Here is a 21,608-nt window from a genome sequence, read left to right on the forward strand (position 1 = left end):
AACCCTTAACCAACCACTACCCCATGCTCAAGATCCACCACCTCGGCCACTCCCAATCCGAACGCATCGTCTGGCTCTGCGAAGAGCTGGGCCTGCCCTACGAACTGGTGCACTACACGCGCGACGCCGTCACGCGCCTCTCGCCGCCCGAACTCAAGGCGCTGCACCCGCTGGGCGCCGCGCCGGTCATCGAAGACGGCGACCTGCTGCTGGCAGAGTCGGCCGCCATCGTCGAATACATCATCGCCACGCACGGCGGCGGCCGCCTCAAGCTCTCGCCGGAGCATGCCGACTACGCGGCGTTCCTGTACTGGTTCCACTTCTCCAACGGCAACCTGATGCCCGTGCTGGGCCGCATGATGGTGGTCAACCGAGCCCAGTTGCCGGCGGACCACCCGGTGCAGCAGAACGCACAGGTGCGCCTGGACCGGGTGCTGGCGCTGGTGGAAGCGCGCCTGGGCGAGGCGCCCTACCTTGCAGGCCAGGAGTTCACGGCTGCGGATGTGATGAGCGTGTTCTCGCTCACCACCATGAGGCTGTTCCAGCCACTGGACCTAACGCCGTACCCGAACATCCGCGCCTACCTGCAGCGCATCGGGGCGCGGCCGGCGTACCAACGCGCGATGGCCAAGGGGGATCCGGATCTGGTGCCGTTGCTGGGCTGACAGCGCGGTTCAACGGCGCTTGCGCAACGTCACAACCGCCCCTTCGCAAACACGTCGATCCGCTGTGCCGTATCCAGATCCGCAAAGCAGGCATTCGCCGCCTTGCTCTCCGCCACCAGCGCCTCTTCGATCCGCGGCCCCAGGCCCGATGTCAGCACGCGCTTGAGCCGTGCAGTGGCACCGGCCGAGCGGGTGGCCACTTCTGCGGCGAGGGCCATGGCGGTGGGGAGCATCTGGTCGGCCGGCACCACGCGGTTGACGAGGCCCAGGGCCTTGAGGTCCGCGGCGCTCTGGCGCTCGCCCAGCACGATGAGTTCCATGGTGCGCTGGTGGCCAAGGATCTGGGGCAGCAGGTGGGTGACGCCGCCGGTGACGAAGTGTCCCAGCGCCATTTCGGGGAAGAAGCAGACCAGGGTGTCAGCAGCCACGACCAAGTCGCAGTTGAGCACCCATTCAAAGCCGCCGCCCACGGCATAACCGTGCACGGCGCCGATGACGAGCTTGGGGCCGAACATGATGTCGCGCGTGATCTGCTGGATGCGCTCGCAGTGCTCGGCGATGGCGGCGGGGCTCTCGGACTGTTCGGCGAATTCCTTGAGGTCGTCGCCCGCGCAGAAGGCGCGGCCGGTACCGGTGAAGACGATGCATTGCGTGGCGGGCTCGTTCTGCGCAATCTGCAGGGCGGTGTGCAGGTCCACCAGCAGGGTGCCGCTGATGGCGTTCAGGCGCTCGGGGCGCTGCAGGGTGACGACACTGACGGCGCCTTCGATGGTGTGGGTGGCAAAAGTCATGGAAGTCGTCTCTCTTTCTCTGGTGATGTTGCAGGGTTCATCCGTTGGTGGGCTGTGCTTCGCGGTCCCAAGTCCCCGGCGCAATGCCTTCGGCCTGCAGGCGGAATTTCTCGACCTTGTCGGTGGGGGTCTTGGGCAGGGCGGGCAGCAGGCGCAGGTAGCGCGGCACCATGAAGCGGGCCATGTGCTGGCTGCAATGCGCGGCCAGCGCGGCGGGGGCCAGGCGTGCGCCGGGGCGCAGCACCACGCAGGCCATGACCTCCTCTTCGGTCATGTCGCTGGGCACGCCGAACACGGCGCATTCGAGCACGTCGGGGTGGGTCTCGATGCCCATCTCGACCTCGGCTGCGGAGATGTTTTCGCCGCGGCGGCGCACGATGTCCTTGGTGCGGCCCACGAAGTACATGTACCCCTCTTCGTCCTGGCGCAGCAGGTCGCCGGTTTGGAACCACAGGTCCTTGAAGGCGGCGAGCGTGGCCTCGGGCATGCCGTAGTAGCCCTGCATGAGCAGGCCGGGCTGCTCGGGGCGCAGGAGCAGTTCGCCGGGCTGGCCCACGGGAACTTCGAAGCCCTGCGGGTCTGCGAGCCGTGCACGGAAAGCAGGGTCCACCTTGCCGCACGAACCCATGCGGCGTGGTTCGTGCAGCGGCGTGTACATGACCCCACCGGCCTCGGTGGACCCGTACAGCTCCACCAGGCGGCAGCCAAAGCGCTCTTCGAACTGCGGTGCGAACGTGGGCAGCGGCACGCCCCAGCCCAGGCGGGCGCGGTGGTCGCGGTCGCGCGGGGACGGAGGTTGCTTCCACAGCATGGTGACCGTGGCGCCCATGAAGTCGAACACGGTGGCCTGCAAGGCACGCACCTCGTCCCAGTAGCGCGATACGCTGAAACGCTCGCCGATGGCGGCCACGCCGCGCAGCAGCAGTGCGGGCACGATGGTCATGACGGTGGCATCCAGGTGGAACATCGGATAGGGGCAATACAGCACGTCGTCGGCGCGCAGCTCGAGCCCCTCTATGAACAGCTGCGCCTGCGCGAGCACGAAGCGATGCCCAATCATGGCCGCCTTGGATCGGCCCGTGGTGCCTGAGGTGTAGAGCAGCAGGCACAGTGCGTCGCAAGCGACTTCGGGGCGCGGCAGGGTGTGCTCTGTGGGCTCCACGCTGCGCAGCAGGCTGTAGGGTAGGCAGCCTGCGGCACCGGCACCATCGGTGGTCCCCACCACGAAGACCTGGGTGGCCGTGGCCAGTTGGCCCTGCACCTCGGCCCACTGGGCATGCAGCGTGGCGTGCACCACCGCCATGCGGCTTTCCACCAGGTTGACCGCATCGGCCAGCACCGGGCCGCGAAAAGAGGTGTTGACCGGCGCGGCCACCGAGCCCAGCTTGGTCAGGGCGAACCAGAGCACGGCCATCTCGATGCAGTTGGGCAGCATGAGGCTGACATGGTGGCCCGCGCGTACGCCCTGGGCATGCAGGCCGGCTGCCAGGCGATCGCTCTCCTCGTCGATCTGGCGGTAGGTCCATTCACCCGACGCCATGCGGATGAAGGGCTGGTGTGGCACCTCAGCAGCCGCGCGGCGCAGCTCGGCGCCAAGCGATGGGGCGAAGGGATCGTGGGTAGCGGAGGAAGGGGCGTTGACCATGGCTGTTGCAGGATAGAAAGGCCCTGCTCACAGGGCAAGCTCCGTGCCACACGCTGCAGCCTGGGTTTGCCTGCAAGCGCCTCGCATCGACGTGGCGGCGAGCGATATGATTTGCAACGACCGTTCAATAGTTGAACGTTTCATATTGCAACGCCATGCCCACCAAGCGACCGCCTGCCCCCGTCCCTGCCGCCACCAGCCCCGACGACCTGCTGGAACGCCAGGGCCAACTCATCGAAGAGCTGCAGACCCTGGTGAACCATGTGCCCTATGGGCTGATGGTGCTGGAACCCGGCGGCGTGGTGCGCCACCTCAATGCCGAGGCGGCGCGCCAACTGCGGCTGCCGCGCCACCTGGCACAGGGGCGCACGCTGGGCTCGCTGCTGGACTTCGACACCATGGTGGAGCAGGTGTTCCTGACGGGTGAGGGCTACACCGACCGCGAGCGCGTGATCTCCACCCCGCGCTTTCAGCTGCATGTGCTGGACACGGCGGTGCCCGTGAAGGCGGCGGACGGGCGCGTGCTGTCGGTGGTCAACACCTTTCGCGAGATCAGTGGCGTGCACCGCCTGGCGGACCGGATGGCGGGCAGCCAGGCGCGCCATACTTTCGACAGCATGATCGGGCAGAGCCCGGCGCTGCGGGCCACCATCGCCGCGGCGCGCAAGGCGGCGGCCGGCCAGGCCAACGTGCTGCTGTGCGGCGAGAGCGGCACGGGCAAGGAGGTGCTGGCCCAGGCGATTCACAACGCGAGTGCGCGGCGCGAGGGCCCCTTCATCGCGGTGAACTGCGCGGCACTGCCGCGCGACCTGATCGAAAGCGAGCTGTTCGGCCATGCGCCGGGTGCCTTCACCGGGGCGCAGCGCGAGGGGCGGCCGGGCAAGTTCGAGGCGGCCAGTGGCGGCACGATTTTTCTGGACGAGGTGTCGGAGTTGCCGCTCGACGTGCAGGCCAAGCTCTTGCGTGTGCTGCAAGAGCGCGAGGTGGTGCGCCTGGGCAGCACGCGCGCCGTGCGCGTGGATGCGCGCGTGGTCACGGCCAGCAACCGCGACCTGCATGCCATGGTGGCGCGCAAGGAGTTTCGCGAAGACCTGTACTACCGCTGCCATGTGATTGCGCTGACCCTGCCCCCGCTGCGCGAGCGCCCGGCCGACGTGGCGCTGCTGGCCACACATTTCCTGGCGCGCTACGGCGCGGCGCTGGGCAAGCCCGTGCATGCGCTGCCACCCGCCGTGCTGGCCGCGCTGCTGCAGCACCCCTGGCCGGGCAATGTGCGCGAGCTGGAGAACGCGATGGAGCGGCTGGTGAACCTGAGCGAGGGCGGCACGCTCGATGCCAGCGTGCTGGGCCTGGTGCCGGCGCCACCGGTCGCGCAGACCCCTGCGGATCCAGGCCCCAACACCGAGGTGCGCAGCCTGCGCGCGGCGGAGCGCGAGACCATCGTGCACGCGCTCAAGGCCCACCGCTTCAACGTGACCCGTGCGGCCCAGGCCCTGGGCATTGCCAAGCCCACGCTGTATGCCAAGCTGCGCCTGCACGGCATCCCACTGGAGCGGCCGCTGTCGTAGTCAGCGCCCGGGCTACTTCGCCACATAATCGTGCGGAGGGTGCAGCGGCTCAGCAGGTTCTTCGGCTGCCACGGCCGTGTTGGCACCGGGCACGGCCTTGCGGGCGAATAGCGTGTACATGGTGGGCACGACGAAGATGGTGAGCAGCGTGCCCAGCGACATGCCGCCCACGATCACCCAGCCGATCTGCGAGCGCGTTTCGGCACCGGCGCCCGAGGCCAGGGCCAGGGGGATGGCGCCGAGCACCATGGCGCCCGTGGTCATGAGGATGGGGCGCAGGCGCTGGGCCGAGGCCTTGACGAGCGCGTCCACCATCTCCAGGCCCTGCTCGCGCAGCTGGTTGGTGAACTCCACGATCAAAATCCCGTGCTTGGTGATCAGCCCCACCAGCGTGATCAGGCCGATCTGCGAATACACGTTGAGCGAGCCCCCGCTCCACTTGAGCGCCAGCAGCGCACCGATCATGGACAGCGGCACCGAGACCATGATCACCAGCGGGTCGATGAAGCTCTCGAACTGCGCGGCCAGCACCAGGAAGATGAACACCAGCGCCAGCAGGAAGACGATGCCCAGCGCGCCCTGCGAGCTGCGGAACTCGCGCGAGGTGCCGTTGAGATCGGTGGTGTAGCCGGGCTTGAGCACCTTGGCGGCGGTGCTGTCCATGAAGGTCAGGGCCTCGCCCAGCGAATACTCGGGCGACAGGTTGGCTGTGATGGTGACCGAGCGCCGCTGGCCGAAGTGGTTGAGCTCGCGCGGACTCACGCTCTCCTTGACGTTGACCAGGCTGGAGAGCGGGATCATTGCGTCGTTGCGGCCGCGCACGTAGATGCTGTCGATGTTCTCGGGCGTGGTGCGGCCGCTGGCCTGGGTCTGCACGATCACGTCGTACTGCTCGGAGTCGCGCTTGTAGCGCGTGACGGTGCGCCCGCCCAGCATGGTCTCGATGGCCTTGGCCACCACGTCCACGCTCACGCCCAGGTCGGCGGCGCGGTCGCGGTTGACGGCGATGCGCAGCTCGGGCTTGTTCAGGCGCAGGTCCACATCGGGGGAAACGATGCCGGGGTTCTTGGCGATCTCGGCCATCACGGCGTTGGCCACGGCGTTGAGGTTCTCGTAGCTGTCGGAGGTCTGGATCACGTAGGTGAGCGGGCGCGCACGGAACGGCTGGCCCAGCGAGGGCGGCGTGATCAAAAAGGCATTGACGCCCGGCAGGCCGACCACCTTGGGCTGCAGCTCGCGCACCAGGTTGAGCGTGCTGCGCGAGCGGTTTTCCCAGTCCACCGTGCGGTAGATCACACTGCCTTGCGCCACCGTGGGGTTGCCGATGTTGGCGAAGATGCGGTCGAACTCGGGGTAGTCGCGGCCCACCTTTTCGAGCTCCAGCGCATAGCGGTTGGTGTAATCCAGGGTGGCGCCATCGGGCGCGGTGACGTTGACCAGGATGGTGCCGCGGTCTTCGAGCGGCGAGAGCTCCTGGCGCATGCTCGGGTAGACCAGCACCAGCGCGGCGCCGCTGACCGCCATGGCAATGATCACCAGCCAGCGCGCCTGGAACAGAACACCGCGCACGCCACCCGCCCGCCCACCCCAGCGCGCGGTGACGATCCAGCGCAGCAAGCGGCCATAGGCGTCCGAGAGGGCCGTGAGCAAGCGCTCCATGGAGCGGTCGAACCAGTTGGGCTTCGGGTTGTGCTTGAGCAGCAGCGAGCACATCATGGGCGACAGCGTGAGCGCCACGAAGCCCGAGACCACCACGGCGCCGGCCAGCGCCAGCGCGAACTCGACGAACAGCCGACCCGTGCGGCCGGGCGTGAAGGCCAGCGGCGCATACACGGCCACCAGGGTCAGCGTCATTGCGACGATGGCAAAGCCGATTTCGCGTGCGCCCTTGATCGCGGCCGAGAACGGATCGAGCCCCTCCTCGATGTGCCGGTAGATGTTCTCCAGCATCACGATGGCGTCGTCCACCACCAGGCCGATGGCCAGCACCAGGGCCAGCAGGGTGAGGGTGTTGATCGAGAAGCCCGCCAGCGACATCAGCGCAAAGCTGCCCACCAGGCTAACCGGGATGGTGACGATGGGGATGATGGAGGCGCGCGCCGTGCGCAGGAAGACGAAGATCACCAGCGCCACCAGCACCACGGCCTCGGCGATGGTGGTGTAGACGCTCTTCACCGAGCGGTCGATGAACAGCGAGTTGTCGTTGGCGATGTCGATGGCGATGTCCGGCGGCAGGTCGGCCTTGAGCGTGGGCAGCATGGCGCGCACGCCGGCCGACAGCTCCAGCGGGTTGGCCGTGGCCTGGCGGATCACGCCCAGGGAGATGGCCTCGCGCCCGTTCAGGCGCACGCGGCTGCGGTCGCTGGCGGCGCCCTCCTCCACCCGCGCCACGTCGCGGATGCGCACCGGAAAGCCGTTGACGGTGCGGATCACCACGCTTGCGAACTGCGCCGGGCTGGCCAGGTCGGTCTGCGAGGTGACGCTGAACTCGCGCTGCTGCGACTCGATGCGGCCGGCGGGCAGCTCCAGGTTGTTGCGGCGGATGGCGTCTTCCACGTCCTGCGTGGTCAGGCGGTAGCCGGCCATGCGCTCGGGGTCCAGCCACACACGCATGGCGTAGCGGCGCTCGCCGTAGATGGGCACGTCGGCCACGCCGGTCACGGTCTGCAGGCGCGGCTTGACGATGCGGTTGAGCAGGTCGTTGATCTCCAGCGGCGTGCGCGTGTCGCTGCTGAAGGCCAGCCACATCACGGGCGAGGCGTCGGCCTCGACCTTGGCGATCACGGGCTCGTCCACCGCGTCAGGCAAGCGGTTGCGCACGCGGGCGGTGCGGTCGCGCACCTCGGCAGCGGCGTTGTCGGCGTCTTTCTCCAGGCGAAAGCGCACGCTGATCTGGCTTTGCTCGGCGCGGCTGATGGAGGTGATGACGTCCACCGCGTCGATGCCGGCGATCGAGTCTTCGAGTGGCTTGGTGACCTGCGATTCGATCACCTCGGCCGAGGCCCCCGCGTAGCGCACGCTGACCGTGACCACAGGCTCGTCGATCTTGGGGTATTCACGCACCGACAGGCGTGTGAAGCTCACCGCCCCGACCAGCAACACCAAAAGCGACAGCACGGTGGCCAGCACCGGCCGGCGGATCGAGAGTTCAGCGAGTTGCATGGCAGTACGTCAGCAGGGTGCGGTGAAGGGGGCTGCAGGCCGCTCAGGCGGGCTTGCCCGGCACCATGGGTGCCGAGCGGCCCGAAGAGGTGCCTGCCACCTGGCAGGGGTTGGGGCCGGGCAGTGGCTCCACCAGGGCGGCGACCGGCGCCGCAGCGGGTGCCGGTGCAGTGACGGGGGCCGCAGTTGCGGGCTTGCCCACGGAAAGTGCGGCGGACGCCGGCGCATCGGCCATGGGGGCAGCCTCCGAAGCCGCACTCGACGTTGCGCGTGCCGGCCCGGCGGCAGCGCCTTTGCCTTTGCCAGCCTCCGGCTGGCCCAGCACCACCACGCGCACGGCGGTACCGTCGCGCTGGATACGCTGCTGCCCTGCGGTGACGACCAGGTCGTCGGCGGCCAGGCCGTCCACCACCTCCACCAGGCCAGGGGCGCGCGCCCCCAGCGTCACGGCGGTGCGCTGGGCCACGCGGGTGCCGGGCTCCTTGCCTTCGATCACCTTGTAGACGAAGGCGTTACTGCCCTCGGGCACGATGGCCTCCTCAGGGACCACGCGGGCGTTGGCACGTTCGGAGAACACCGTGGTCACGCGCGCGAACATGCCGGGGCGCAACTGCAGGCGGCGGTTGTCGATGCAGCCACGCACGGCCACGGCACGGCCATCGGCGTCGATCTGCGGGTTGATGGCCTGGACCACGGCGGCGTAACGCACGCCGGGCAGCGCGTCGAACACCACGCGCGCCGTCTGGCCGGTGCGCACCTTGCCCTGCAGGCGCTCGGGCAGGCGGAAGTCCACGTACACCGCGTCCAGGTCTTCCACGTTGACGATGTCGGCGCCGTCCTTGAGGTAGTCGCCCACGTTCACGCCGCGGATGCCGGCAATGCCGTCGAACGGCGCCAGGATGCGCAGCCGCGAGGCCGTGGCCTGCGACAGCGAGAGCTTGGCCTGGGCGACTTCGAGGTTGGCGGCGCTCTCGTCGACCGAGCGCTGGCTGATGAAGCCCTGCGCCACCAGCTCCTGGTTGCGCTTGTGGTTGGCCTGGGCGATGGACAGCTCGGCCTGGCTTTGCTGCACCTGGGCTCGGGGCAACTGGTCGTCAAACTGCACCAGCACCTGGCCCTGGCGCACGCGCTGGCCGTCGGTGAAATTGAGCTGGGTGATGCGCCCGCTGACCTCGGGGCGCAGCACCACGCTGCGGCGCGAGCGCAGGCTGCCCACGGCCTCGGCATCGTCGCGCAGCGCCATCTGGCGCACGGGCGCGGCCTCCACCGCCACCACCCGGCCCGCGCCGCCCTGCCCGCCCGGCCCCCGCGCGCCAGCCGAGGGGCCATTGCCCCCCGCAGGTGCAGACGCGCTGTCCGTCTTGGGCGGCGCGGCAGGGCGCTGAAGCCACCATGCGGCCCCCGATGCGGCAGCGATGCCGACGACAGCAACAACGATGTAACGGGTTTTGGACGCCATGGATCAGCAGCAGTGAGATCGGTGAAGCCCGGGCGCGGGCAATCTGCCAATGTATCAGTGTGTATCCAAATCTGCAGCCCCCGGCTACTTCAGGGGTGGGGGATTGGAGACAGTCAACCGCCGCCCCAGTCTTCCGCGTGGTCTCAGCTGCGGCCCAGCGCCTTGTCCACGCCCTTGTTGGCCAGTTGGTCGGCGCGCTCGTTGCCGGGGTCGCCCGAGTGGCCCTTGACCCAGCGCCAGTCGATGCGGTGCCCGCCGCTGGCGACCAGGGCGTCCAGGCGCTGCCACAGCTCCACGTTCTTCACCGGGGCCTTGCTGGCGGTGCGCCAGCCGCGGGCCTTCCAGCCGTGGATCCACTCGGTGATGCCCTTGCGCACGTACTCGCTGTCCAGGTACAGGGTGACGGCGCAGGGGCGCTTCAAGGCAGCAAGCGCCTCGATCACGGCCAGCAGCTCCATGCGGTTGTTGGTGGTGCCCAGCTCGCCGCCAAACAGCTCCTTCTCCGATGTGCCTGCGCGCAGCAGCACGCCCCAGCCACCAGGGCCGGGGTTGCCCTTGCAGGCACCGTCGGTGTAAATCACGACCTCGTTCAAAATGGATTCCTGTTCTTCTTCATGTTCATGGTCATCAGCGCCGGTGCGTAGCGCCCGGTGGCGAGGGGGTGCGGTGCGCCACGGGCACGGTGGCTGCGTTGCGCTGGCGCGCGGTGCGCCACGCGGGCTCCAGCAGGCGCATGCCGTGCACGCGCTTGACGGCCACCAGAAAGTACCCGGCGCCGAAAATCGGCCACCACTTCTCGCCCAGCGGGTCCAGCCAGCCAAAGCGCTCGATCCACTGGCTGCTGCGCACCGCAGGACAATAACAGCCAAACCGGGCCGATTCGACCTCGAAGCTCAACAACCGCAACCAGTCGCGCAGGCGGCGGTAGCCGATGAACTCGCCCACGTCGGGCAGATAGAGCGAGCCGCGGCCAAAGCTGCCGTACAGCCGCGCACGCCGCTGGCGCAGGCCCCACAGGCTCATGGGGTTCAGGCCGCTGATGACCACGCGCCCTTCGGGTACGAGCACGCGCGCCACCTCGCGCAGGGCGGCGTGGGGGTCGATGCTCAGCTCCAGCGTGTGGGGCAGCACCACCAGGTCGAGGCTGGCCTCGGCAAATGGCAGGGCCACCGGCTCGGCCAGCAGCGCGATGGCCTGGCGGGGCGTACCATCCTCGCGCAGGCCGGGCTCGGCGGCCAGGCCCCCCTCGCCCACGGCCTCCTGCCCCAGCGCCAGCCATTGGTACGGCATGCGGTTGGCACGCAGGCCGTCCAGCAGGGGCATACCCAGCTGCACGGCGTGGTAGCCGAAGAGGTCCGCAACCGCCTCATCCAGGCGGGCTTGCTCCCAGGCCAGCAGGTAACGGCCGGGCGGGGAATCGAACCAGTGGTGCAAACCTATAATTTGATCGCTCATGAACCTGCTACCGCTGCCCGCCTTTGCCGACAACTACATCTGGATGCTGCACGACGCACGCCAGGCCATTGTGGTCGACCCGGGAGATCCCGCACCGGTACAGAAGGCTTTGCACGACCTGGGACTGCGATTGCAGGCCATTCTAGTCACGCACCACCACAACGATCACGTCGGTGGGGTGGACGTGCTGCGCGAGGCCACGGGCGCCACGGTATACGGCCCGGCGCGCGAGAAAGTCCCCGAGCCGCTGGTGCGCCTGGCCGGTGGCGACACGGTGGACGTGGCCGGCCTGCACTTCACGGTGCTGGACGTGCCGGGCCACACGGCCGGGCACATCGCATACCACTGTGCGGACATGGGGGGCACGCCGGTACTGTTCTGCGGCGACACGCTGTTTTCGGGCGGCTGCGGGCGCCTGTTCGAGGGCACACCTGCGCAGATGCTCGACTCGCTCGACCAACTGGCGGCCCTGCCCGGCAACACCAGGGTGTGTTGTGCGCACGAATACACACTCTCGAACCTTAAATTCGCGCGCGCCGTGGAACCCGGCAACCAGGATCTGGTCCACTACCTCGGCTGGTGCGAAGCACAGCGGGCGCAGGGCCTGCCCACCCTGCCATCGAACATTGCGCAAGAGCGCGGTATCAACCCCTTCCTGCGCGTGCGCGAAGCCGAGGTGCGCGAAGCAGCACAGCGGTTCGACCTGCAGACAGATCAACACGACGCAGTGGCCGTACTGGCGGCACTGCGCCAATGGAAAAACGAGTTTCGATGAAAATTGTGCACATCGCGTGCCTGGCCGGCATGCTCTGGCTGACCGGCTGCGCCACCACCGGAACCGACACCACCGTGGCGGGCGGCGCGTCCGATGGCCCTGCCACCCCCACCAACAACAAGGCGCCCGCGCGCCCCGCGCACACGCCGCTCATCCCGACCGGGCCGCTGCAGCCCATCATGGCGGTGAACACCTTCAACGGCGGCGGCGTGGCATCGCTCTCGGCCCCGGCCGACCTGTGGGACCGCATACGCCGCGGCTTTGCCATGCCCGACCTGCAGCATGAGCTGGTGCAGGACCGCGAGCAGTGGTATGCCACGCGGCCCGACTACATCCAGCGCATGACGGAGCGCTCAAGCAAGTACCTGTTCCACATCGTCGAGGAACTGGAACGCCGGGGCATGCCGACCGAGCTGGCGCTGCTGCCCTACATCGAGAGCGCGTTCAACCCCCAGGCGGTGTCGAGCGCCAAGGCGGCGGGCATGTGGCAGTTCATGCCGGCCACGGGCAACTATTTCGACCTCAAGCAGAACGCCTTTCGCGATGACCGGCGCGACGTGCTGGCATCGACCCGCGCGGCGCTCGACTACCTGCAAAAGCTCTACGGCATGTTCGGCGACTGGCACCTGGCCCTGGCCGCCTACAACTGGGGCGAGGGCAGCGTGGGTCGCGCCATTGCGCGCAACCAGAAGGCGGGCCTGGGCACCAGCTACACCGACCTGAACATGCCGGCCGAGACCCGGCTGTATGTGCCCAAGCTGCAGGCGGTGAAGAACATCGTGGCCAACCCCGATGCCTTCAAGGCCGAGCTGCCACTGATCGAGAACCACCCCTACTTCCAGACGGTGGACATCACCCACGACATCGACGTGGCGCTGGTGGCCACGCTCTCGGGCATCCGCGAGGACGACTTCCGCGCGCTCAACCCCTCGTACAAGCGCCCCGTGATCCTGGCGGCCGGCACACCGCAGATCCTGCTGCCCTGGGACAATGCCAAGGTCTTCCAGCGCAACCTGGAAGCGCGCCGCGAAGGCCAGTACGCCAGTTGGACGGTATGGTCAGTGCCCACCACCATGACGGTGGCCGATGCCGCCCAGCGCACCGGCATGAGCGAGTCCGACCTGCGCGCCATGAACAACATCCCGCCGCGCATGCTGATCAAGGCCGGCTCGGCACTGATGGTGCCGCGCTCGGTGACCACGCGCGAGGACGTCTCATCGCACCTGGCGGACAACGGCCAACTGGCATTCGCCCCCGAAATCGTCACCCGCCGCACCACGGTGCGCGCCCGCAAGGGCGAAACCGTGGCCAGCGTGGCCAAGCGCTACAACCTGAGCACCAGCAACGTGGCCGACTGGAACGACGTCAAGGCCAGCGCCGCCTTCAAGCTGGGCCAGCAGATCGTGGTCTACCTGCCGGTGCGCGCCGCGGTGGCTGCTGCCACCCAGGTGCGATCCTCGAACGTGCGCAACGTGGTCCAGGCCCGCAGCAAGCAAAGCGCGGCCAAGGCCCCGGTCTCAGCCCCCGCCAAGCGCGGCGGCACGCCATCGAAAGTCAAGAAGCGCTGAGCTCCAGGGGTTGGGGCTTTTTGCCAGACGGGGCAAACCCCACTCTCAAGAGTTGCTGAAAAAGCTTCCTGGCTAGACGCTCCGTTGCAGACAGTACTGAAAGTACGGCAAGACGGAGCAACGACGCCAGGGAGGTTTTCTCAGCGACTCCCCCCCTCAGAGCTTGAGGGAATGCATGCCCATCAGTCCCAGTACGCCCATGACGATGAGGTAGATGGCCACGATGGTACTGAGCAGGCGCGGCATGACGAGGATGAGGATGCCCGCGATCAGGGAGACGAGCGGGCCGATGCTGAGGGAGAATGCCATGGAGAAATCCTTGGTGGGTGGGTAGGAAGTTGGTGTGCCGAGCCTACGGCAAACCGGATGCCGGCCAATGTAAGCCATCTTCCCGTCCCGAAAGCGCAGAAGGCGCTTGATGCGCAGGCAGTCTCATACGGATTTGCATTCAATCGTATAACTAGGCGGGAAGCCGCAGACAGTGCTGTAGCACGGCAAGGCGGACCAACGAAGTTAGACGGTTGAAGGCCAATCCGTATCAGACGTTGTACTTCTGCCGCGCCTTGCGCACCCACTCGTTGCTGAAGGTGCGGGCCAGGTCGACCTTCACGTCGGTCACCTCGGGGCCGGTGCGGCCCAGCACGCGCAGCGCGGTGGCGGGCCCGTCGTCGGGCATCAGGCCGTTGGGCGAGAAGGTCTCGCGCACACGGCTGAAGGCGGCCAGGTACAGCCCGCGGTCGCCCAGCAGGTAACTGGGCGGTACCACCTTGATCAGGTCGGCCGGTGCGGCCGTCTGCAGCCACTTGAGCGCGTGCACGATGCCATTGGTCAGCGCCTGCACCTGGGCGGCCTGCTTCTGCACGAAGGCCTGGGGCGCATACAGGCAACCGGCCGGCATGTTGCCGCCAAACAGCTCCTGTGAGCCCTTCAGGGTGCGCATGTCGCCCACGATGTGCACGTCCATCTTCTGCTCCAGCAGCGTCATGATGGGATCGGCATGGCACAGCGCCTGCACCTGGCCCGTGCGCAGCGCCGCCACGGCCGGCGCGCCCGAGCCCACCCCCACGAAGGTCACGTCGCGCTCGCGCATGCCGGCGCGCGCCAGCAGGTGGATGGCCATGAGGTGCGTGGACGACCCCAGGGCCGAGACACCGATGCGCCGGCCCGCGAGGTCAGCGAGTGCCTCGTAGCGCGGCAAGGCCTTGCGCGAAACGCCCATGGCGATCTGCGGCGCGCGGCCATGCACCGCCATGGCGCGCAGGTAGCTGCCACGCACCTGCTGGCGGATGGTGTATTCGTAAGCCCCCGACCCCACGTCGGCCGCCCCTTGCAACACGGCCTGCAGTGCCATGGCGCCACCGGCAAAGTCGGAGACCACCACCTGCAGCCCTTCGCTCTCAAAATAGCCCAGCAGATCGGCCAACGCCAGCGGCAGGTGGTAAAGCACGCTTTGCCCCCCGACAGCCACCGTGACGCGACCCAACCCCGGCGCGGCGGCCTGTTGCGACAGCACGGCAGGCGCAAACACCGAAGCCGCCGAGAGGGCGGATACGGCACCAAATGCGCGGCGGCTGAGCAAGGGACTGGGCATGGAAAAATGAAAGGCGAAGAGGCCATTGTTGCACTGCAACAATCGTGCCTCAGCATAGCCCGGCAGGCATCAGGGACTACCCCTGAGGACTAATACGTAGGTGACAGTGGATTGGGCCCCGCGAGGGGCCAAAATGTGGGCCGCGAGGGCCCGGCCGCAGGCGGAAAACGCCCGCCAGCCCTGGCGATCAGCGGTATCCCATGAACAGGATGCCGATGTTGACGAGCAAGGCACCCGACCACAGCGCACTGCGCACGGTGGGCATGTCCGCCACATACATCATGATGTAAAAAATGCGCAGAAACACCCACAGCAGGGCTGCCAGGTCCAGCAGTGTCTGGCCTGCGCCGAGCTGGTGCGCAATGACCACCGCACCGATGAAGAACGGCAGCGCCTCGAAGCTGTTGGTCTGCGCTGCATTGGCGCGTGCCTGCCAGCCTGTCTGCCGGGCCAGCCAGGCCCGTGGGTCGCTGTTGTCGAAACCGCCCTGCCCGCGCGATTTTCCCAGCCCCCCGCTCTTGGCCAGGTAGGAGCACACCATGGGCAGCAGCGCAGCCACCAGCACACACCAGTAGGCCGCCGTGAACCGGGCCATGTGCATGGAGGAGTTCATTCTTGTTGCACTTTCTTCTTGCTATTGCCTGCCAGCCTTGCCTGGAAAGCCATTGAATAGATAGGAGGGCACGGATTCTAAGCGGCCCTGCACCCAAGCCACTTCAGCGCCGGTCCACGAGCGCATGGGCGATGGTGCCCAGGTCCACGTATTCCAGCTCGCTGCCCACCGGCACGCCGCGAGCCAGCCGCGTGACGTGCAGGCCCCGGGCCTTGAGCGCCTCGCTGATCACATGCGCGGTCGCCTCGCCCTCGGCATTGAAATTGGTCGCCAGGATCACCTCCTGCACCGTGCCGTCGCTGGCCCGGTCCATGAGCTTGTGCAGGCCGATCTCCTTGGGGCCGATGCCGTCGAGCGGACTGAGCCGCCCCATCAGCACGAAGTACAGCCCCTTGAAGGCCCCCGTGCGCTCCAGCGCCGACTGGTCCGCAGGCGTCTCCACAACGCACAGCCGCGTGGCATCGCGCTCCGGGTCCAGGCAGGTGCTGCACACATCGGCCTCGGTGAAGGTATGGCAGCGGCTGCAGTGGTGCACCGACACAGCCGCATCGTGCAGCGCCCGTGACAAGGCCTCGGCCCCCTCCCGGTCATGCTGCAGCAGATGGAACGCCATGCGCGAGGCCGACTTCACCCCCACCCCCGGCAGCCGCTTGAGCGCCTGGATCAAAACGTCAAGGGAATTGGTAGAAGAAGAAGCCATAGGGCCAGTTTACGCAGCGAAAAGCCGGTTTAAGAAAGTGTTTGTCTATGCCACCAAGCGCAAGCGAGCGAAGCAAGCAACGCGCCGCCCCAGGGCTTCACACCCCGCCCTCCAGGGCGTAGCGAGCGGGATAAGCTGCTAGGCGGACGGAGCACAGGAACCGGAACGTACTTGAAGTACGTGAGGATTCCGAGCACCGCCCAACGACGCAGATTGCCCGCTCGGTAGCCAACCCTCAGAAAGGGAGTTTCATGCCGCCGGGGAGTCCTGGCATTCCTGCCGTGAGCTTGCCCATCTTCTCACTGGAAGTCTCCTCCGCCTTGCGCACCGCCGCATTGAATGCAGCCGCCACCAGGTCTTCGAGCATGTCCTTGTCTTCGGCCAGCAGGCTCGGATCGATGGTGATGCGCTTGACGTCGTGCTTGCAGGTCATGAGCACCTTCACGAGGCCGGCGCCGGATTCGCCCTCGACCTCGATGAAGGCCAGTTCGTCCTGCGCCTTCTTCAGGTTGTCCTGCATGGCCTGGGCTTGCTTCATCAGGCCGGCGAGTTGTCCTTTGTTGAACATGGTGGTGGTCCTTGGGTTGGAGGTTGTAGGTTGGAGGTTGTCTGTCTATCGATCTGTCGGCATCGGTTGCTGCAAACGCCTCACGCAGGCTTGATGCTGCCCGGCACGATTTTCGCGCCATGGTCGCGCAGCAGCGTCTGCACATAGGGGTCGTTCATCACGATCTCTTCGGCCACGCGCTGGCGCTCGGCAGCGGCAGCGGCGTTGCGGCGCGCGGGGCTGTCGATCACCACGCCCACCTCGACGGTGATCTGGGTGGCATGGCCGGCATTTTCCAGCGCGGCGCGCAGGCGCTCGCGCGCCGTGGGCTGGTTGAGCGACTCGCGCTCCACGCGCAGCAGCCAGTGGCCACCATCGCGTGCCACCAGTTGCGACTGCAGCGCCAGCTCGCGCACCAGCGCGGTGATCACTTCGGCGGCCACCAGGGACTGTACGGTGGTGTACCAGACCTCGCCCTCTTCGGTCGGCGTATAGCGGGCCGAGGCAGGCAGCGATGCCGCCGAAGGCGAATGCGCCGTGGGCTGCAGGCGCACGCCAGGCTCTGCGGACATGCTGCGCACGGGGATGGACATCACGTCGGCCGCCGGGCGCTCGGCCACGGCCGTGGCGGGTGACGATGACCTGGCGTGCTCGCCGCCATCGCGCTCATCGCCAGACCCGCCGTGCTGCCGGTCGAAATCGTCGAGCGTGCGCACCGGCAATAGCGTGGACTGGGGCGCCGCGGCCACGGGCGCAGGTGCGGGCACGGGAACCTCCGGTGCAGCGACGACCTTGGCAGCCGCAGGCTCTGCGGCCAACGGAGCGGCGACATGGGCGGCGGCGGCCACCGGGACAGGGGCAGTGGCAACCACCGCGGGTGGCTGCACGACAGCCACGACCGGGGCCGGAGCCGGAGCCGGAGCCGGAGCCGGAGCCGCCGGCAAAGGTGCAGCAACCGGGGCGTGAACAGGGGCCGAAGCCGCCGGTTCAGGCCGCGTCAGAGTTTTTTTTTCTGCCGGGCCGTCGCCGGCCGGGGGTTTGAAGGCCAACAGGCGCAGCAGCACCATGGTCAGGGCTGCGTATTCGTCGGGCGCCAGGCCCAGCTCGCTGCGGCCGTGCAGGCACATGCTGTACAGCAGTTGCGTCTCATCAGGCGGCATGGCAGCCGACAGGCGCGCGGTCTCGGCAGCCTCGGGGTCGTCGGCATCGACGGCGCCCACCATCTGCGGCACGGCCTGGAACACGGCCATGCGCTGCAGCACGGCACTCATCTCTTCGAGCGTGGAGGCGGCAGACAGGCCGTTCAGGCGCAGCACATCGGCGGTTTCCACCACCGTCTTGCCGTCGCCCAAAGCCAGGGCTTCGATGAGGCGGAACACGTAGGAGCGGTCCACCGCGCCCAGCATCTGGCGCACGCCGGCTTCCTGCAACTGGCCGCTGCCGAAGGCAATCGCCTGGTCGGTGAGCGAAAGCGCGTCGCGCATGGAGCCGCGCGCGGCGCGCGAGAGCAGGCGCAGCGCCTGGGGCTCGGCGGGCACGTTCTCGGCCGCGAGCACCTGTGTGAGGTGGCTGAGCACCGTCTCGGGCGCCATGGGGCGCAGGTTGAACTGCAGGCAGCGGCTGAGCACGGTGACCGGCACCTTCTGCGGGTCGGTCGTGGCGAGCACGAACTTCAGGTACTCGGGCGGCTCCTCCAGCGTCTTGAGCATCGCATTGAAGGCGGTGTTGGTGAGCATGTGCACTTCGTCGATCATGAAGACCTTGAAGCGCCCCTGCACCGGCTTGTACACGGCCTGCTCGAGCAGGCTCTGCACCTCGTCCACGCCGCGGTTGGAGGCAGCGTCGAGTTCGGTGTAGTCCACGAACCGGCCGCTGTCGATGTCGGTGCAGGCCTGGCACACGCCGCAGGGCGTGGCGGTGATGCCGCCCGTACCGTCCGGCCCCTGGCAGTTGAGCGACTTGGCCAGGATGCGCGACACCGTGGTCTTGCCCACCCCCCGCGTGCCCGTGAACAGGTAGGCATGGTGCAGGCGCTGCTGGGTGAGCGCATTGGTGAGCGCCTGTACCACGTGCTCCTGCCCCACCATTTCGGTGAAATTGCGGGGGCGGTACTTGCGGGCGAGCACGAGATAGGACATGGCTTGATTCTAAGGGGGTCTGCGGATGCCCCTGCACAGCGCTCGCCACCACCGGAGACGGCTTTCACCCCCCCAAAAGGCGCCGCTGGCAACCCGGGGAAAACGGATCTGGGGAGGCCCTGCTGTCGATGGTGCTGCAGAGCAAGGGGGCGACTGTTCGCGATGCCCTGGGTGCCGGTGTGTCCGGGGTAGGCCGGGCAATGTCCATGGCCTTGCAGGGATTGCCATCTGTGCCATGCATCGGCGTCACCATCTGGGGGCTGGTGGGGCCCCAACCTTCATTGCTTGGCAGCGCCGTGTGGCACGAGCATCCAAATAACCCGTCGCGGCAAGGACAAACTGGCCATCGAAGCCGGCCACCTGCCGCGCACCCGCTACAATAGCCAGTGACGGGCCTCCCCGCATGGTAAAGCGGCCAAACGGGTCAGGTGGGGAACCAAGCAGCCCTAACTGTGGAGTCAGTGCCGGGGGTAAGGCTCGTCAACTTCTTTCTTCTTTTTTGCGCCCTGCGCAAAAATGCCTTTTTGGTCGCGCACGCATTGGCGCGCGACGCGCCACAACCGATTGCCATCCCTCCTGAGGTTCCGCCCAAGGTTCTTTTGAACAGGCGCGCAGACCTTGTCGGTGATGTCCGACACAGTTTCGCGGCATTCGGAGCTTCCCCTCGCCGATGGAGAGGCGCACACTTTGCAGCATCGCCTAGTCCATCTTTTTTCTATCGGGTGCTGCCATGTCTACCGCCATGACCGTGCAAGTATTCACCGCCCGCAGCCAAGCAACCGGGCATCCCGATGGCTACGCCATTGCAATGGCAACAGGGCATGCGGCCCACCGCAGAAGCAGGGATCTTTGCACCGCAGGGCTGTTTTGGCTCACCACCGGAGTGGCCACGGCGGCGGGTGTGAACTTCGCCGACGAAGCCATGGCCAGCCTGCGCGAAAAGACCACCAGGGCATCCTCGTTCTATGAGATCAACAGCGTGGTGCTGCCGGACTTTGGCGACTATTCCGCACGCATCAATGCGCTACCCGGCAGCCCGGGATACCAGTTCAACAGCACCCAGTCCATTGACCTCACCGGCTGGCTCATCACACGCGAGTCTTACGGCAAGTTCGGGCTGTCATTGGGCATGAGCGCGCCAACGGCCAGTGCCGTGCCGCTGGCATCGGATGCACCCAGCCCTGCAAGCGTGGACTTCGGCGTGCGCTGGCGTTCGCAGCGTGAGAGCGGGCCACAGTTCGACGTATCGGCCTGGGCACGGACTTCGCAGCTGGCGCCTTCATCCGACGCATTGACCATGATCCGGGACGCACAGCAACCCCTGTATGGCACGCGCCTCGAAATGCAATGGGAATCGTCAAAGACCCGGGGTCTCGTGCCCGAATTCGGCGCGGTCGGCGTGCAATTGCAGGGCGGATCGCGCCTGCTGCTGCGCGCCAGGAAGGGCGGGCCGATGCTGTATTACCGGTCCAGATTCTGAGAACCCGCATCTTTGCAGTGGCGCCGGGCCCTGTGCTCCCTGGCAAGCCCTTCAAGCGCCAGCGCGCAGGAACTTCAGCACGCCCTGCCCCGCAAGTCTGCCGCTGGCCATGCTGGCCGTAAGCAGGTAGCCCCCCGTCGGGGCCTCCCAGTCCAGCATTTCGCCGGCGCAGAACACACCCGGCGCGCGGGTGGCCATGAGGTCGCCGTCGAGTGCCTCGAAAGCGACGCCACCGGCGGTGCTGATGGCTTCGTCCAGCGGCCGGGTGGCCACCACCGTCACGGGCAGCGCCTTGATGGCATGGGCCAGTGCCACAGGATCGGCCATGCCATCCTTGCCCAGGTGCTCGTAGAGGATGCCGGCCTTGATGCCATCGAGCCCCAGGCGACTTTTGAGGTGGCTGGACAGCGAGCGTGAGCCACGCGGGTGGCGCACCTCCACCAGCACGCGCTCGGGCGTGTGGTCGGGCAGCAGGTCGAGGTGGAAGGTGGCGTGGCCATGGGCCTCGATCTCGTCGCGCAGCAGCTGCGAGACAGCGTAGACCAAGCTACCCTCCACGCCCGTGGCCGTGGCCACGAATTCGCCGCGGCGGCTGAAGCTACGCCCTTCGCTGTCGGTGAAGCTGATGGCCACCGTCTTGAACGGCTGGCCGCCGAAGCGCTCGGTGAAGTGCGGGGTCCAGCCTACGGCGGGGGTGGGCGCGCGGCCGATCAGCTCGCGAAAGAAATCACGCCGCGTCTCGCCAGCGGGCACATCGCCACGCACCACGTCGAAACCGCAGTTGGCCGGGCGCAGCGGTGCCACGGCCACGCCGCGTGCAGCCAGCAGCGGCACCCAGGCGCCATCGGACCCCAGGCGTGCCCAACTGCCACCGCCCAGGGCCAGCACGGTGGTGCGCGCGGTCACGGCCAGCTCCCCAGCGGGCGTGGCAAAGCGCAGTGCACCGCCCTGCCCCTCATTGGCCCAACCCAGCCAGCGGTGGCGCATATGGAACTGCACGCCCTGGCTGCGCAGGCGCTGCAGCCAGGCGCGCAGCAGCGGCGCGGCCTTCATGTCGGCCGGGAAGACCCTACCCGAGGTGCCGACGAAGGTTTCCACACCCAGGCCCTGCGCCCAGTCGCGCACCGCCGGCCCGCCGAAGGCGGTGATCAGCGGCTCGACCAGCTTCTCGCGGCCCACAAAGCGGGTGGCAAAGCTCTCGTGCGGCTCGGAGTGCGTGAGGTTGAGCCCACCCTTGCCCGCCAGCAGGAACTTGCGGCCCACCGAGGGCATGGCATCGAACAGGTGCACGGCCACACCGGCCTGCGCGAGCACCTCGGCCGCCATGAGGCCCGCCGGGCCGCCGCCGACGATGGCAACGTCACAGGCCAGGCCAGGGGTGGCAGCGTCCTGCGCGATGGGGGTGCTTGCATTCATGGTGAGGGGCTTTCGGAAATCGGGAGAACAACAAC

18 protein-coding genes and 1 other RNA gene are annotated in these 21,608 nt (G+C 67.7%); 6 read left to right on the forward strand and 13 right to left on the reverse strand.

Translation table 11 applies throughout. The features are described 5' to 3' along the window. The first annotated feature begins 23 nt into the window (after positions 1-23). Positions 24-665: a glutathione S-transferase family protein gene (locus ACSQ3Y_RS24525; protein ID WP_057205710.1), complete on the forward strand. Its 642-nt coding sequence runs from the start codon at positions 24-26 to the stop codon at positions 663-665. A gap of 29 nt (positions 666-694) precedes the next feature. Here ACSQ3Y_RS24525 and ACSQ3Y_RS24530 read toward each other — a convergent pair whose 3' ends face one another. Beyond that, on the reverse strand, positions 695-1,456 hold the full coding sequence (locus ACSQ3Y_RS24530) for an enoyl-CoA hydratase/isomerase family protein (RefSeq protein WP_436179174.1): 762 nt from the start codon (positions 1,454-1,456) through the stop codon (positions 695-697). 37 nt (positions 1,457-1,493) lie between these two features. Then, entirely contained in the window at positions 1,494-3,101 is a 1,608-nt protein-coding gene (locus ACSQ3Y_RS24535) for an AMP-binding protein (RefSeq protein WP_436179175.1), read from the reverse strand. A gap of 155 nt (positions 3,102-3,256) precedes the next feature. Here ACSQ3Y_RS24535 and ACSQ3Y_RS24540 point away from each other — a divergent pair, with 155 nt between their 5' ends. Next, positions 3,257-4,669 carry a sigma-54 interaction domain-containing protein gene (locus tag ACSQ3Y_RS24540; protein ID WP_436179176.1) on the forward strand — a complete coding sequence of 471 codons (1,413 nt, stop codon included), beginning with the start codon at positions 3,257-3,259 and terminating at the stop codon, positions 4,667-4,669. A gap of 12 nt (positions 4,670-4,681) precedes the next feature. Here the strand turns inward: ACSQ3Y_RS24540 and ACSQ3Y_RS24545 are convergent, their stop codons facing one another. From ACSQ3Y_RS24545 to ACSQ3Y_RS24560, 4 genes are all read right to left on the reverse strand, one after another. Further along, positions 4,682-7,831: an efflux RND transporter permease subunit gene (locus ACSQ3Y_RS24545; protein WP_427999909.1), complete on the reverse strand. Its 3,150-nt coding sequence runs from the start codon at positions 7,829-7,831 to the stop codon at positions 4,682-4,684. Between the two features lie 43 nt (positions 7,832-7,874). Then, positions 7,875-9,290, reverse strand: a complete 1,416-nt coding sequence (locus ACSQ3Y_RS24550; RefSeq protein WP_057205700.1) for an efflux RND transporter periplasmic adaptor subunit — start codon at positions 9,288-9,290, stop codon at positions 7,875-7,877. 143 nt (positions 9,291-9,433) lie between these two features. Further along, positions 9,434-9,883, reverse strand: coding sequence for a ribonuclease HI (gene rnhA / locus ACSQ3Y_RS24555; RefSeq protein ID WP_427999908.1), 450 nt, complete (start codon positions 9,881-9,883; stop codon positions 9,434-9,436). Positions 9,884-9,917: 34 nt separating this feature from the next. Continuing rightward, complete coding sequence (locus ACSQ3Y_RS24560; RefSeq protein ID WP_436179177.1) at positions 9,918-10,745, reverse strand: class I SAM-dependent methyltransferase; 828 nt, start codon at positions 10,743-10,745, stop codon at positions 9,918-9,920. Here ACSQ3Y_RS24560 and gloB point away from each other — a divergent pair. Continuing rightward, on the forward strand, positions 10,744-11,520 hold the full coding sequence (gene gloB / locus ACSQ3Y_RS24565) for a hydroxyacylglutathione hydrolase (RefSeq protein ID WP_436179178.1): 777 nt from the start codon (positions 10,744-10,746) through the stop codon (positions 11,518-11,520). The genes ACSQ3Y_RS24560 and gloB overlap by 2 nt on opposite strands. Then, positions 11,517-13,088 carry a transglycosylase SLT domain-containing protein gene (locus ACSQ3Y_RS24570; RefSeq protein WP_436179179.1) on the forward strand — a complete coding sequence of 524 codons (1,572 nt, stop codon included), beginning with the start codon at positions 11,517-11,519 and terminating at the stop codon, positions 13,086-13,088. The genes gloB and ACSQ3Y_RS24570 overlap by 4 nt, the downstream gene beginning before the upstream one ends. Before the next feature lie 156 nt (positions 13,089-13,244). Here ACSQ3Y_RS24570 and ACSQ3Y_RS24575 read toward each other — a convergent pair whose 3' ends face one another. The 6 genes from ACSQ3Y_RS24575 to dnaX all read right to left on the reverse strand — a co-directional run bounded on the left by ACSQ3Y_RS24575 (position 13,245) and on the right by dnaX (position 18,677). Continuing rightward, complete coding sequence (locus ACSQ3Y_RS24575; protein WP_082604393.1) at positions 13,245-13,397, reverse strand: DUF3096 domain-containing protein; 153 nt, start codon at positions 13,395-13,397, stop codon at positions 13,245-13,247. A gap of 229 nt (positions 13,398-13,626) precedes the next feature. Next, entirely contained in the window at positions 13,627-14,679 is a 1,053-nt protein-coding gene (locus ACSQ3Y_RS24580) for an ABC transporter substrate-binding protein (protein ID WP_436179180.1), read from the reverse strand. Between the two features lie 187 nt (positions 14,680-14,866). Next, positions 14,867-15,292 carry an MAPEG family protein gene (locus tag ACSQ3Y_RS24585; protein ID WP_179681280.1) on the reverse strand — a complete coding sequence of 142 codons (426 nt, stop codon included), beginning with the start codon at positions 15,290-15,292 and terminating at the stop codon, positions 14,867-14,869. A gap of 103 nt (positions 15,293-15,395) precedes the next feature. Then, a complete protein-coding gene (gene recR, locus ACSQ3Y_RS24590; RefSeq protein WP_057269593.1) occupies positions 15,396-15,992 on the reverse strand; it encodes a recombination mediator RecR in 597 nt (198 codons plus the stop codon). Positions 15,993-16,227: 235 nt separating this feature from the next. Further along, the gene (locus tag ACSQ3Y_RS24595) at positions 16,228-16,560 is read right to left on the reverse strand and encodes a YbaB/EbfC family nucleoid-associated protein (RefSeq protein ID WP_007847962.1); all 333 of its coding nucleotides are present in this window, start codon (positions 16,558-16,560) and stop codon (positions 16,228-16,230) included. An 80-nt stretch (positions 16,561-16,640) separates the two neighbouring features. Further along, positions 16,641-18,677 carry a DNA polymerase III subunit gamma/tau gene (gene dnaX, locus ACSQ3Y_RS24600; RefSeq protein ID WP_436179181.1) on the reverse strand — a complete coding sequence of 679 codons (2,037 nt, stop codon included), beginning with the start codon at positions 18,675-18,677 and terminating at the stop codon, positions 16,641-16,643. 388 nt (positions 18,678-19,065) lie between these two features. Here dnaX and ffs point away from each other — a divergent pair. Next, positions 19,066-19,162, forward strand: an RNA gene (gene ffs, locus ACSQ3Y_RS24605) — signal recognition particle sRNA small type. A gap of 245 nt (positions 19,163-19,407) precedes the next feature. Continuing rightward, positions 19,408-20,157, forward strand: coding sequence for a hypothetical protein (locus tag ACSQ3Y_RS24610; RefSeq protein ID WP_427999904.1), 750 nt, complete (start codon positions 19,408-19,410; stop codon positions 20,155-20,157). A gap of 51 nt (positions 20,158-20,208) precedes the next feature. Here ACSQ3Y_RS24610 and ACSQ3Y_RS24615 read toward each other — a convergent pair whose 3' ends face one another. Beyond that, a complete protein-coding gene (locus tag ACSQ3Y_RS24615) occupies positions 20,209-21,573 on the reverse strand; it encodes a TIGR03862 family flavoprotein (protein ID WP_436179182.1) in 1,365 nt (454 codons plus the stop codon). Positions 21,574-21,608: the final 35 nt, after the last annotated feature.

The sequence above is a fragment of the Acidovorax sp. LjRoot66 genome, assembly GCF_964253305.1.
Classification (GTDB): domain Bacteria; phylum Pseudomonadota; class Gammaproteobacteria; order Burkholderiales; family Burkholderiaceae_C; genus Acidovorax.

What these genes read in the sequence shown, in the direction of transcription:
- ACSQ3Y_RS24545 (WP_427999909.1), bottom strand. Translation starts at nt 7,831, where the DNA reads ATGCAACTCGCTGAACTCTCGATCCGCCGGCCGGTGCTGGCCACCGTG.
- dnaX (WP_436179181.1), bottom strand. Translation starts at nt 18,677, where the DNA reads ATGTCCTATCTCGTGCTCGCCCGCAAGTACCGCCCCCGCAATTTCACC.
- recR (WP_057269593.1), bottom strand. Translation starts at nt 15,992, where the DNA reads ATGGCTTCTTCTTCTACCAATTCCCTTGACGTTTTGATCCAGGCGCTC.
- ACSQ3Y_RS24570 (WP_436179179.1), top strand. Translation starts at nt 11,517, where the DNA reads ATGAAAATTGTGCACATCGCGTGCCTGGCCGGCATGCTCTGGCTGACC.
- ACSQ3Y_RS24610 (WP_427999904.1), top strand. Translation starts at nt 19,408, where the DNA reads ATGTCTACCGCCATGACCGTGCAAGTATTCACCGCCCGCAGCCAAGCA.
- ACSQ3Y_RS24585 (WP_179681280.1), bottom strand. Translation starts at nt 15,292, where the DNA reads ATGAACTCCTCCATGCACATGGCCCGGTTCACGGCGGCCTACTGGTGT.
- ACSQ3Y_RS24540 (WP_436179176.1), top strand. Translation starts at nt 3,257, where the DNA reads ATGCCCACCAAGCGACCGCCTGCCCCCGTCCCTGCCGCCACCAGCCCC.
- ACSQ3Y_RS24550 (WP_057205700.1), bottom strand. Translation starts at nt 9,290, where the DNA reads ATGGCGTCCAAAACCCGTTACATCGTTGTTGCTGTCGTCGGCATCGCT.
- ACSQ3Y_RS24595 (WP_007847962.1), bottom strand. Translation starts at nt 16,560, where the DNA reads ATGTTCAACAAAGGACAACTCGCCGGCCTGATGAAGCAAGCCCAGGCC.
- ACSQ3Y_RS24530 (WP_436179174.1), bottom strand. Translation starts at nt 1,456, where the DNA reads ATGACTTTTGCCACCCACACCATCGAAGGCGCCGTCAGTGTCGTCACC.
- gloB (WP_436179178.1), top strand. Translation starts at nt 10,744, where the DNA reads ATGAACCTGCTACCGCTGCCCGCCTTTGCCGACAACTACATCTGGATG.
- ACSQ3Y_RS24615 (WP_436179182.1), bottom strand. Translation starts at nt 21,573, where the DNA reads ATGAATGCAAGCACCCCCATCGCGCAGGACGCTGCCACCCCTGGCCTG.
- ACSQ3Y_RS24580 (WP_436179180.1), bottom strand. Translation starts at nt 14,679, where the DNA reads ATGCCCAGTCCCTTGCTCAGCCGCCGCGCATTTGGTGCCGTATCCGCC.
- ACSQ3Y_RS24535 (WP_436179175.1), bottom strand. Translation starts at nt 3,101, where the DNA reads ATGGTCAACGCCCCTTCCTCCGCTACCCACGATCCCTTCGCCCCATCG.
- ACSQ3Y_RS24560 (WP_436179177.1), bottom strand. Translation starts at nt 10,745, where the DNA reads ATGAGCGATCAAATTATAGGTTTGCACCACTGGTTCGATTCCCCGCCC.
- ACSQ3Y_RS24525 (WP_057205710.1), top strand. Translation starts at nt 24, where the DNA reads ATGCTCAAGATCCACCACCTCGGCCACTCCCAATCCGAACGCATCGTC.
- ACSQ3Y_RS24575 (WP_082604393.1), bottom strand. Translation starts at nt 13,397, where the DNA reads ATGGCATTCTCCCTCAGCATCGGCCCGCTCGTCTCCCTGATCGCGGGC.